Raw genomic sequence first — 11,113 nt, forward strand, 5'->3', positions numbered from 1 at the left:
CAATGGACGGAGGGGGTGTGCCTGGCGGGGAGTGGTTGTCGTCGAGCGGACGCTGACTCCTGGTGTTCCCCGCGTGAATCGGCACTTCCTTACTGCCCCGCCATCCTGTCGATGATCTCGGCCGCGCGGGAGAGAACCTCCCGTTCGGACTCGTCCAGTTCCGCGAGCCGCTTGTCCAGCCACCGCTCGCGCGCGCAGACCTCCGCCTTGATGAAGGTCCGCCCGGCCTCGGTCAGGTCGACGATCGCCTGCCTGCCGTCGGTGGGGTGCGGCGAACGCGTCGCGTACCCGTGTTCCTCCAGTGCGGCTATCACCCTGGTCATGGACGGGGGCTGGACCCCCTCGCGCGATGCCAGCTCCCCGGGGGTCAACGGCCCGCCCTTGTGCAGGCTGGACAACGCGGAGAGCTGGGTCAGCGAGACCGTGGAGTCGCTGCGCTGGGCGCGGAGCCTGCGGTTGAGCCGGACGACGGACAGCCTCAGGCGGCTGGCCAGGTTGGGCTCACCCGGTTCGGACTCCGACATGTCTTTAGCATACCTCACTATCTCGCTGCCGGAGCGCAGGTCCCTCCGACGTAGCAGCGCAGCGGCGGCTCGGTCTCGGTGGCCTGGCCACCGACGACGTCGAACAGCTCGCTCGGGCGCAGCAGCGGCAGGCTGGTCGCCATCGCCACGAGGTCGGCCCCCGGCAGCGCGCGATCCGAGCAGAGCGAGCCCGAGACCCGGCGCGGATCGGCCGCCCCCGCGTGCTCCAGGGCGTCCACCGTCAGCGCGTAGCCAACGGCGTCGGCGAGCAGCGTGAGATGTCCGGTGTGCCGCAACGGGCAGAAGACCTGCGTCGCGATGTTGGTGGCCTCCGGCAGCAGGCTCGCGGTCGGCTGCGGGGTCACCAGCTCGTCGAAGAGCGTGTGGATCGAGGTGTAGGACGGTCCCGGCGGGAGCTGGCCGAGGTTGACGTTGCGGATCAGCTGCGACTCCGGGTGCAACTGGCGGACCGCGGGCTGGCACAACGGGTTGCGGACGCAGTGCTCCGCCGCCGCGCGCGATCCCCGGTAGGGCACGCCGAGCCCGACGTAATCGTCCACTGTGGACCGAATGTCGGGCCAGAACCTCAAGGCCCACAACGCGAGCACGCCGCCCTGGTCGTAGCTGACGACCGAGACCTTGTTGCCGCTGCGGGTGGCGACGGTGCGGATCGCGTGCACGACGTACTCGGCCGCGTCCTGCATGTCGTCCATGCCCTTGCCCGGCAGGTCGAGCACGCACACCGGCCGGTTCAGCTTGCCGAGCGCGCGGCGGTAGCCCCAGTCCCATGTCTCCGCCGCGCTCAGCCCGGTGCCGTGCACGAGCAGCACCGGCTTCGCTGTCCCGGAGTCGTCCACGTCGCCGCCGCAGGACAGCGCCGTGTTCAGCGCGGACGCCGGGGTGTGCAGGACGGGGCCGGGTGGTGGGGGCTGGGGAACCGCTTCGGCCGGCAGCGAGAACGTCGCGATCACCGCAGCACAGGGCAGGAGCCGCCAGAGCTTGTTGATCCCCACGACTTCCGAGGCTAGGCGCCGTTCACCCGACCAGCCACGCGAGTCACCCGGCTGTGGGTCAGATGCCCAATGCCTGGCGGAGCGGGCCTACCGCGAAGTAGGCGATGAAGGCCACCGAGACCACCCACATCAGCGGGTGCACCCTGCGCGCCTTGCCGGTCACCACCTGGAGCAGCACGTAGCTGATGAAGCCGGCGCCGATGCCGTTGGCGATGGAGTAGGTGAACGGCATGACCACGATCGTCAGGAACGCGGGCAGCGCGATGGTGAAGTCGGAGAAGTCGATCTCCCGCACCTGGCTGACCATGAGCGCGCCGACGATCACCAGCGCGGGCGCTGCGGCCTCGACCGGGATGACCTGGTAGAGCGGCGTGAAGAACATCGCGACCAGGAAGAGCAGGCCGGTCACCACGTTGGCCAGCCCGGTGCGCGCGCCTTCCGCGATGCCCGCGGCCGACTCGATGTAGACGGTGTTCGACGAGGAGGACGCCAGGCCGCCCGCGACCGCGCTCGCGCCGTCGACGAACAGGGCCTTGCCGGTGTTGGGCAGCTGGCCGTCCTTGTCGAGCAGGTCGGCCTCCTTCGCGAGACCGGTCATCGTGCCGATGGTGTCGAAGAAGTCGGTCAGCACCAAGGTGAACACCAGCAGCGCCACGGTGATCGCGGGCAGTCGCCACCACGCGCCGAAGGACACGTCGCCGACCAGCGAGAGATCGGGAAGGCCGAAGAACTGGTCGGGAAGGCCCGGGTAGCCCAGGCTCCAGCCCCTGGGATCGGTGCCCTTGGACGGCCCGGCCTTGAAGATCGCTTCGATGACCATCGCCATCGCGGTGCTGCCGAGCACGCCGATCAGGATCGCGCCCCGGACCTTGCGCGCCACCAGGACTCCGGTCAGCAGCAGGCCGAACACGAAGACGAAGGTCGGCCACGAGGCGATCGAGCCGTTGATGCCCAGTCCCACCGGAACCGTGGTCTTGGCGTCGTCGGGCAGGCGGCGGACGAACCCCGCGTCGACGAAGCCGATCAGGCAGATGAACAGGCCGATGCCGACCGCGATCGCCGCCTTGAGCTCCGGCGGCACCGAGTTGAACACCGCCGTGCGGAAGCCCGTCGCGACCAGCACCAGCACCACGAGGCCGTTGACCACGACCAGGCCCATCGCCTCCGGCCAGGTCATCTGCGGCGCCAGGGTGACCGCGACCAGGCTGTTGATGCCGAGCCCGGTCGCGATGGCGAAGGGGTAGTTCGCGATCAGTCCGAAGAGGATGGTCATCACGCCGGCGACCAGCGCGGTCACGGCGGCGACCTGCGGGACCGGGAGGATGTTGCCGAGCACGTCGCGTTTGGCGCCCGCGTCGTCAGCCGCGAAACTGCCCATGATCAGCGGGTTCAGCACCACGATGTAGGCCATCGTGACGAACGTGACCAGCCCGCCGCGGACCTCCCGGCCCACCGTCGAGCCACGCTCGCTGATCTTGAAGTAGCGGTCCAGCCTGCCTGAGCCCATGCGCACTCCCTGCCGCGACGTTTCGGCCGGTAGCCTGCCCGATGTGGCGGAGAAGAGCGAACCCGGTCAGGTCACGAGCGCGGAGAGCCCCGCGCCCCCGCCGCTGCCCCGCGCCCTCGCGGACCCGGTCCCGCTGATCGCCACCGGCACCGCGCTGTGGTTCGTGGCCTTCGCGGTGCTGCTGGTGCTGCGCACCGCCTTCGACACCGGCCAGTGGGTCTGGGTGTGGACCACGCTCTGCGGCGGCGTCCTCGGCCTCATGGGCTGGTCGATCATCATGTGGCAGCGCCGCGCCTCCCGCCGAGGTTCCCGCACCGCCCAACAGGGCGACGGCCTCTAGCCGCCCGCGCTTATGTGCTGAATGACTCGTTCGCCAACGTGAACGTGCTGAATGACTCGTTCAGCACGTTCAACCACCTGAATGACTCGTTCAGCAGGTTGAACCACATGAACGAGTCATTCAGGTGGTTACGCGAGGTGGGTGGTGGCGGTGGGGGACGCGAGCAGCGCGGAGAGCTGGTGACGCTGGGGCCAGCGGTTCAGCACGTGCGCCAGGGCGCGGGCCAGGCCGGAGGGGGTCTCGGTGGTGTGGAGGCGGCCGGAGTCGTCGCGCCACCACTCGGCCTCGTGCACCGCTCCACGCACGCTCACCTCTAGGCGCTCGTGCAGGACGACCTCGCCGTCGGGGAAGGGCACGCCGATGAGGTCGCACGCCTCCACGACGCCGTCGAGGTCGGCCCACTCGGACGCGGTGCCGGTGCTGACAACGAAAGCCTGCGCGTAGTCCGACGCGAGCGGGAGGTCGAGCAGGTCGGCGAGGACTTCAGGCGTGCCGCCGCCGACGAGCGTGCCCGGGTCGAGCACGGGCAGCAGCCACGGGCCGTCGAGCACCACGGCGTACTCGGTGGACACGACGGCGCCGGAGAGCGCGCGGACGAACTCGGGAACGTCCACATCGGACGGTTCGAACAGCCCTTCGGAGACGGCGTCGGCGAGCACGGAGTGCGCGCGCAGCATCGTGCCGTCGCGCACGAGCCGGTCCTCATCACCAAGGCGCGCAAGCAGATCCTCGGCGTCGAAGGCGTCGTCGACCGACAGGCCGGAGCGGACGCCGAGCTGCACCAACAGGTCCTCGGACAGCTCCTCGGCGGGCACCACCTCGTAGAGCCCGGCGAGGTCGTCGGCCTCGGGCAACCGCCAGTGCGTCGGCGGCAGCCCGTCGAGCAGTGCGTAGCGGGTGAGCCACCAGCCGGTGTAGCCGTCGGGCTGCGTCAGCGCGCGCCACGTGTCGGGGTCGGCCGCGAGCAGCCGCAAAGCAGCGGGCCACGCGTCGTCGGCGACCAGGTCGAGGTCGCGGACCGCGCGCAGTTCGGCGGGCGGGTTCGCGTCGCCGTCGATCTCCTCCCACCACGCCGCTTCGTCGGCGAGGCGGTGGTCGGGGCCGACCGGGGACTGGTCGACGAGCACGGTGAAGCCGTCGAGCACGCCCACCGCGCGCAGCGTCTCGCCCGCCCACTTCGCCGCGAGGTCGTCGGAGAGCACGCCAAGCGGCGCGTCCTCCTCGAAGATGTCCAGCAGCGGGGAACTCGGCAGCATCAGCTCGTCGGCGCGGTGGATCTCGCGCTCGGAGTCGCGCAGCGCGAGCGCGCCGAGCCAGTCGCGTGGACCTGCGTGCTCGACCAAGCGCAGCACGGCATCGGCGAGCGCGTCCACGTCCAGGTCGAGCCCGGCTTCGGCGTCGGCGACGCTGCGCTCGACGGAGGCACGGAGTTCTGGCGCGTCAAGGAGTTCGTCGGCTCCGGCACGCCCGGCGCCCAGGCGCTCCAGCAACGGGTGCGCGGCGTCGGCGTGCACGAGCCGGAGGCCGAGGGCGTCCACAGTGGACAGATCGGTGTCGAGGACCAGGGTGCCGCGCGGGCCGACCGCCATGCGGCCGTCGGTCAGCGGAACGGGCAGGGCGGCCAGCTCCTCGCTCGCCCTGGGATCGGCGTCGAGCAGCTCGGAAACCGCTTCGTAGAGCTGTTTCCACCACTCCGGCGCGCGATCGAGCCCGGTGACCGACTCGACCAGCTCGGCGAGCCGGACGCGCGGAACACCCAACGCCTGCAACGCTTTCGCGTGCGAGTTCTGCGCGAACTCAGCGGGCAGCAGGTTCGGCAGCACGTCGGTGAGCAGCTCGGCCAGCTCGGCGGAGGGCCGGTCCAGCACACGCGCCCGCGACGGCGCGATGTCCTCCTCGGCGACCGAGGTCAGCCAGGAAACCGAGCGAAGCGCGGAGATCACCGCATCGCGCAGCTTTCCGTCCACATCGGACAGTGGGAACCCGGGAAGCGGCACGAGGGCGGTGCGGTGCTCGACCGGAAGGGTCAGCAGCAGGTCGGGGTAGCACTGCGCGGCGGCTTCGAGAACGCGGTCGGTGGCGGGACCCGCCATCAGCCTGCGGCGCGACGGCTCGACCGGCAAGGTCGCCAGGAGCCTTGCTGGCAACGACATCCGCTCGTCGGTCGGCGTCGGCGTGTGCAGGACGTCCTGGTCGAGCGGCCTTGGCGCGCCACCGGCGTCGAGCTGCACGGCCCAGCAGACCGTCCACTCAGGACGGAGGCGCGCCTCCGCACCGAGCCCGTGCAGATCGTCCTCGCCGAGCTTGCCGTCCCTGCGGTGCACGTGCCACGTGGTCGAACCCGAGTCCCCGTGCACGCGGAGATTGCCGTCGGGCAGGTCCTCGCGGCGCCAGCTCCGGCCGTCGATCTCCACCTCGGCCAGGCCGGGCAGGGCGAGCAGCAGGTCCTCCGCCTCGGCGGCGAAGCCCTTGATCACCTCGTCTGGGTCGATGTCCGCGCGCAGCGGCAGCCGGACCTCGGTGGTGAAGCCCTCCGGAACGCCGGGCTCGTCCGCGCCGATCGGCCACACCAGGCGCAGCACCGGCACGGCGCCCCCGCGCTCGGCCAGCGCCTCGGCGACGGTCGGCAGGTCCGCGCTCACCGAACGCGTGTGGTCGGCGGAGAACGCGATGCCGCCGGTGGTCGAGACGACCCTGGGCTCGTCGGTCACCGCGAGCACCGCGGAGAAGCCGACGCCGAAGCGGCCGACCCGGTTGGCGTCCTTCTTGGGCGAGGCGCGCAGCGAGGCCAGCGCGGCGACACCCTGCGCGGTCAGCGCCTCACCGGTGTTCGCCGCGCGCAGCTCTCCGTCCACAATGGACAGACGGAGCCGTCCGCCGCTGCCGGCCGCGTCCGCGGCGTTCTGCGCCAGCTCGACGAGCAGCCGATCGCGGTAGCCGCCGTAGCGCAGGTCCTCCTCGGCGTTGGCGTCCTCGCGGAACCGGGTCGGCGAGGCGCGCCACGCGTCCAGCACCGCCTGCCGCAGCGCGGCGGTGCCGAAGGGGTCCGTGCTCATGACTCGGTCGCGGGCTCGGCCTCGGGCGCGGGATCGGCTTCAGCCGAGGGCTCGGCCGAGTGCGGGGTGTCGGTCGACGGCAGGTCCCCGCCGCGCGGCGTGTGGTCGATCTCCAGCACGGAGTCGTCGTAGACCACCTCGGAGATCGGCACGATGGAGCTGGTGTCGACCTCGGCCTCGGAGTGCGCGCCGCAGCCGTACTCGGCGTGCACGACGCGCCCGTCCGCCGGGGCGAGCTCGTTGGCGCAGACCCCGAACGCGGCCTTCAGCGAGCCCTGGAGCTGGAGGAAGAAACCGCAGTTCCCGCAGTTGCCGGGGGCGGCCTTGGCCATGTCGCTGGTCGGGCCGAAGTCGCCGCGGTGCCAGCGTTCGGCGGCGTCGGTGCGGCCCTCGCGGGAGAGCACGCGCGGCCGGCCGAGGCCGATCTCGTAGGCGACCTCCTGCTCACCGGGATCGTCGTTGAGCACGTAGCCGGGAGCGAGGCGCGCGTCGTCGGGGGCGGTCGGCAGCAGATCACCCGGACCGAGGTCACCGGCGCGGATGCGCTGGTTGTACGGCACCCAGTCGGGGGCGACGAGGGAGGACGGGCCGGGCAGCAGCACGACCTCGCTGACCGTGACGGGCTCGTCGGGGCCGACGACCGCGACGGTCACCGCCCAGCGCCAGCCGCCGTAGCCGGGGTGCGCCGCCTCGAACAGGTGCGTGGCGGTGACGTCGTCCTCGGCCGTGACGCCGACGTGGTCACCGACCTCGCCGCCCGCCTCTTCCGCGGCGGCGCTCCTGGCCAGTTCGAGCGCGTCGACCAGCACCTCAGCGGGTTGCGTGGTCGCCGCGTCGTGGGTGTCCGCCGAATGGTGGCTGGCAGGAGTGGAGGTGGGCGTCACGGTTGACGATTGTGCCGCATGTCCGTACGGCCCTCGTCAGGCATGCCAGGCTGGCCGCATGCGACGCGCAACCTGGCGGTACGGCGCGGTGGCCGCTGCGCTGGCTGTGGCGGTCGGCGCCGTGTGGCTGGCCGAGGGAGACACGCCCGGCGGAGCAACGGCGCAGCAGCTGCGCGTGGAGGTGCTCGGCACGCTCCCGCACGACACCTCCGCGTGGACGCAGGGCCTGGAGCTGCGCGACGGCGTGCTCTACGAGGGCACCGGCCTCAAAGGGCAGTCCAGCGTGCGCGAACTGGACCCGGTGACCGGAGCTGTGCGCCGACAGGTGCCGTTGCCCGAGCTGTTCGGCGAGGGCGTGACGGTGTCCGGTGACCGGCTCTGGCAGCTCACCTGGCAGGAGGGCGTCGCGATCGAGCGTGACCGCTCCGACCTGCGCGAACTGCGCCGGGTGAGTTACCAGGGCGAGGGCTGGGGGCTGTGCCTGGACGGGTCGCGGCTGGTGATGAGCGACGGCAGCTCCACGCTGACCCTGCGCGATCCCGCGACCTTCGCCGAGCTGGGCAGGGTCGAGGTCAGCCGGGACGGGCTGCCGGTCCGGGAGATCAACGAGCTGGAGTGCGCGGGCGGCGCGGTCTGGGCGAACCTCTGGAAACGCGACGAGATCGTGCGGATCGACCCGGCCAGCGGGGCGGTGACCGCTACCGTGGACGCGTCCGGCCTGCTCAGCCAGGCGGACAGGACGGCGACCGACGTGCTCAACGGCATCGCCGCCGTACCGGGGACGGACGAGTTCCTGATCACCGGCAAGCTCTGGCCGAAGATCTTCCGGGTGCGGTTCGTGCCGGTGCGATAACGCGTGGTCAAGGCTGGGACACTGGCAGCACGACGTACGGCAGGATGAGGACGTGACTGGTACCGGTCGGGGCCGCCCTGGTTGGGGCGGGGGCAACCGCAAGCGGCACAAGGAGGCGCAGGAGCTGCACAGCTCCGCGGAACCGCCGCGCGGTGGTGACCGGCGCACCCGTCCCGACGAGCAGCCGTCCTACCCGTGGGACGAGGACCCGGACTACCAGGCACGACCCCGCCGCCAGCGCACCGAGCCGGAGACGCGGTACGAGCCCAAGTACTACCCGCCGGACAGCTACCCGCAGCAGCCGCCGCGCTACCGCGAGCGCTACAACTCCGACGGCTACCCGGTCCCGGTCGAGGACTCGGGCGGGCACGACCGGCACCAGGACAGGCACCAGGACAGGCACGAGGAGTACCCGGAGCAGCACAACCGGCTGGCCCCGCCGCCGGAGTACGGCTCGGCCGGGCCGAAGCTGCCGAAGAAGATCACCGTCAGCCGGGTCGCGGTCTACCGCACCCGTCAGCTCGGCCAGCAGGCCGTGCAGGCGTTCCGGCGCGGGGTGCACGCGGACGGGGCCGACAAGTCCGGGCTGGCCGCGCTGACCTACGCGGTGATGATGAACTTCGCGCTGGACGCGGCGATCGCGGTGGCGCTGGCCAACACGCTGTTCTTCTCGGCGGCCAAGGGCGAGAGCCAGGGCAAGGTCGCGCTCTACCTGCTGATCACCGTTGCCCCGTTCGCGCTGGTCGCGCCGGTCGTCGGCCCGCTGCTGGACAAGCTCCAGCGCGGCAGAAGACTCGCGCTGGCCGCCTCCTTCGCCGGGCGCGCCGTGCTCGTCATGGTGATGGCGACGAACTTCGACTCGTGGGGGCTGTACCCGGCCGCGCTGGGCGCGATGGTGCTGTCCCAGTCCTTCGGCGTGCTCAAGGCGGCGGTGACACCGCGCGTGCTGCCCCCGGACATCTCGCTGGTGAAGTCCAACTCGCGGATGGCCGTGTTCGGCCTCGGCGCGAGCGTGGTCTTCGGCGGCATCGCGGGCGGGCTCGGCCAGCTCATCCACGAGTCGGCCGCGCTCTGGTTCGCCGCGGTGATCTGCGCGATCGGCGTGTGGCGCTGCCTGCGCATCCCGGCGTGGGTGGAGGTGACCGAGGGCGAGGTCCCCGCGTCGCTGAGCGCCAAGGCCGACAAGCGCGACGGCAAGCCCAAGCGCCAGCCGATGGGCCGCACCCTGCTCGTCGGCCTGTGGGGTGCGGGCTCGATCCGCGTGCTGACCGGCTTCCTGACCCTGTTCGCGGCGTTCGTGATCAAGGCGCAGACCGAGGGCGACGCGGTGCTCCAGCTGATGCTGCTCGGCGTGATCGGGGCGGCGGCCGGGCTCGGCACCTTCCTCGGCAACGCCATCGGCGCGCGCCTGCAACTGGACAAGCCCGACACCGTGGTCATCGCCTGCCTGAGCACCGCGCTCACCTCGGTGGTGTTCGCCGCGCTGATGGAGGGCCTGGTCACCGCGGCCATCGTCGGCCTGATGGGCGCGACCGCCTCCGCGCTGGCCAAGGCGTGCCTTGACGGGGCGATCCAGACCGACATGCCGGACGAGTCGCGGGCGTCGGCCTTCGGTCGCTCGGAGACGATCCTGCAACTCGCGTGGGTCTTCGGCGGCGTGCTCGGCCTGCTGCTGCCGCCGGTCTACTGGCTCGGGTTCACCGTGGTCGCGTGCGTGCTCGCGCTCGGCCTGGTGCAGACCGTGCTGACGCACCGGGGCACCTCGCTGATCCCCGGCCTCGGCGGCGACCGGCCGCTGCGCCCGGGCAGCGAGGACCGGACCAAGCCCACGGCTCCCCCGGTGCCTCCGGGCTCACCGGGCTCTCCGGTGAGCAGGCCGGACGGCTGGACTCCCGGGTGGCCGGGCTCGCAGGGCCAGCCGGGCGGAGCCCCGCCACCGCACTCCCCGTAGGTTTGACGCGTGCGTCGACTCGCTCTCCTGCTCGCGGCCGCCGGTGCCACCCTCGCCGGGTGCGCCGCGCCGACCCCGCCGACCGTGACCTTCTACGCGGCGGGCACCTCCGTGGTGACCGGCCCCGCCCAGCACTGCGACGTGCAGGTGGAGAACTGCTCGGCCGACCCGGACGCGCACGCCGTGCTGCGGGTGCCGCCGGGCAGCCCGTTGCAGATCTCTGTGGACGCCCACGTCGGGGAGACCCCGTGGCAGGTCGTCTTCCGCTTCCGCGACGCGGCCGGCACGCAGATCGAGGGCCGCAGCGCGGTGTTCTACGGCGAGAACGAGCGGCTCGCCTACACCCTGCGGCTGCCGACCAACGCCGCGCAGCTGGAGACGGTGGAGATCCAGCAGTTCGGCGGGGTGCTCGCGGCGCGCGAGGACGGCGGCGTCGACTTCGTCACCAGGGGAACCTGGGTGCTCTCCGTCGACGACCGCCGCTGAGCGCTAGTTCGGGTCCAGTTCGCGGGCGACGGCGCGGACGACGTCGGCGACGACCTTGGTGGTCTTGCGGTCCGGGTAGCGGTTGCGCTGCAGGTCCGGCTGGACCTTCATCTCCAACAGCTTGATCATGTCCTCGACCAGGCCGTGCAGCTCCTCGGCCGGGCGGCGCTGCGCCTCGGCCACCGAGGGCGCGGGGTCGACGAGGCGGACGGACAGCGCCTGCGGGCCGCGACGGCCGTCGGCGACGCCGAACTCCACGCGCTGGCCGGACTTGAGCGCGTCGACCCCCGCGGGCAGTGCGGAGGCGCGGACGTAGACGTCCTCACCGCCGTCCTGGGTGACGAAGCCGAAGCCCTTCTCCGCGTCGTACCACTTGACCCTGCCGGTCGGCACTATGCTCACCGTTCCCTTAGCTTCATGTTGCGCCCCGCGCGACTGCCCCGGATTCACCCTGCGGCGTCCTCGCATGACGAACGCGTCCTAGGGCCTGTCCTCAAAG

The 11,113-nt window shown here is 71.9% G+C and carries 10 protein-coding genes; 4 read left to right on the forward strand and 6 right to left on the reverse strand.

Annotated features, from left to right (window positions below):
- Nucleotides 1–89: 89 nt before the first annotated feature.
- From CCN37_RS10675 to CCN37_RS10685, 3 genes are read right to left on the reverse strand one after another with little or no spacing between them, the layout of a single operon-like run.
- On the reverse strand, nt 90–524 hold the full coding sequence (locus CCN37_RS10675; protein ID WP_086820560.1) for a MarR family winged helix-turn-helix transcriptional regulator: 435 nt from the start codon (nt 522–524) through the stop codon (nt 90–92).
- A 17-nt stretch (nt 525–541) separates the two neighbouring features.
- Nucleotides 542–1,537 carry a triacylglycerol lipase gene (locus CCN37_RS10680; RefSeq protein ID WP_086820561.1) on the reverse strand — a complete coding sequence of 332 codons (996 nt, stop codon included), beginning with the start codon at nt 1,535–1,537 and terminating at the stop codon, nt 542–544.
- A 58-nt stretch (nt 1,538–1,595) separates the two neighbouring features.
- Complete coding sequence (locus CCN37_RS10685) at nt 1,596–3,044, reverse strand: NCS2 family permease (RefSeq protein ID WP_086820562.1); 1,449 nt, start codon at nt 3,042–3,044, stop codon at nt 1,596–1,598.
- A 43-nt stretch (nt 3,045–3,087) separates the two neighbouring features.
- Here CCN37_RS10685 and CCN37_RS10690 point away from each other — a divergent pair, with 43 nt between their 5' ends.
- Nucleotides 3,088–3,384, forward strand: coding sequence for a DUF2530 domain-containing protein (locus CCN37_RS10690; protein ID WP_371503949.1), 297 nt, complete (start codon nt 3,088–3,090; stop codon nt 3,382–3,384).
- Nucleotides 3,385–3,512: 128 nt separating this feature from the next.
- Here the strand turns inward: CCN37_RS10690 and CCN37_RS10695 are convergent, their stop codons facing one another.
- A complete protein-coding gene (locus CCN37_RS10695; protein ID WP_086820564.1) occupies nt 3,513–6,440 on the reverse strand; it encodes a sacsin N-terminal ATP-binding-like domain-containing protein in 2,928 nt (975 codons plus the stop codon).
- Nucleotides 6,437–7,324 carry a DUF3027 domain-containing protein gene (locus CCN37_RS10700; protein WP_086820565.1) on the reverse strand — a complete coding sequence of 296 codons (888 nt, stop codon included), beginning with the start codon at nt 7,322–7,324 and terminating at the stop codon, nt 6,437–6,439. The genes CCN37_RS10695 and CCN37_RS10700 overlap by 4 nt, the downstream gene beginning before the upstream one ends.
- Before the next feature lie 58 nt (nt 7,325–7,382).
- Here CCN37_RS10700 and CCN37_RS10705 point away from each other — a divergent pair, with 58 nt between their 5' ends.
- Genes CCN37_RS10705 through CCN37_RS10715 form a run of 3 tightly spaced genes read left to right on the forward strand, consistent with a single transcriptional unit; the run spans nt 7,383 to nt 10,614 of the window.
- On the forward strand, nt 7,383–8,177 hold the full coding sequence (locus tag CCN37_RS10705; protein ID WP_086820566.1) for a glutaminyl-peptide cyclotransferase: 795 nt from the start codon (nt 7,383–7,385) through the stop codon (nt 8,175–8,177).
- 52 nt (nt 8,178–8,229) lie between these two features.
- Nucleotides 8,230–10,128: an MFS transporter gene (locus tag CCN37_RS10710; RefSeq protein ID WP_086820567.1), complete on the forward strand. Its 1,899-nt coding sequence runs from the start codon at nt 8,230–8,232 to the stop codon at nt 10,126–10,128.
- A gap of 9 nt (nt 10,129–10,137) precedes the next feature.
- Nucleotides 10,138–10,614 carry a DUF2771 family protein gene (locus tag CCN37_RS10715; protein WP_086820568.1) on the forward strand — a complete coding sequence of 159 codons (477 nt, stop codon included), beginning with the start codon at nt 10,138–10,140 and terminating at the stop codon, nt 10,612–10,614.
- A gap of 3 nt (nt 10,615–10,617) precedes the next feature.
- Here CCN37_RS10715 and CCN37_RS10720 read toward each other — a convergent pair whose 3' ends face one another.
- Nucleotides 10,618–11,007 (reverse strand): cold-shock protein, encoded by a 390-nt coding sequence (locus CCN37_RS10720; protein WP_086820569.1) that lies wholly within the window; start codon nt 11,005–11,007, stop codon nt 10,618–10,620.
- Nucleotides 11,008–11,113: the final 106 nt, after the last annotated feature.

Origin of the sequence: Allokutzneria sp. NRRL B-24872, assembly GCF_002155965.1 — a bacterium.
In the GTDB taxonomy this organism is placed as follows: domain Bacteria; phylum Actinomycetota; class Actinomycetes; order Mycobacteriales; family Pseudonocardiaceae; genus Allokutzneria.

Coding starts and splice junctions, on each gene's coding strand:
- CCN37_RS10705 (WP_086820566.1), top strand. CDS start 7,383: ATGCGACGCGCAACCTGGCGGTACGGCGCGGTGGCCGCTGCGCTGGCT.
- CCN37_RS10685 (WP_086820562.1), bottom strand. CDS start 3,044: ATGGGCTCAGGCAGGCTGGACCGCTACTTCAAGATCAGCGAGCGTGGC.
- CCN37_RS10675 (WP_086820560.1), bottom strand. CDS start 524: ATGTCGGAGTCCGAACCGGGTGAGCCCAACCTGGCCAGCCGCCTGAGG.
- CCN37_RS10695 (WP_086820564.1), bottom strand. CDS start 6,440: ATGAGCACGGACCCCTTCGGCACCGCCGCGCTGCGGCAGGCGGTGCTG.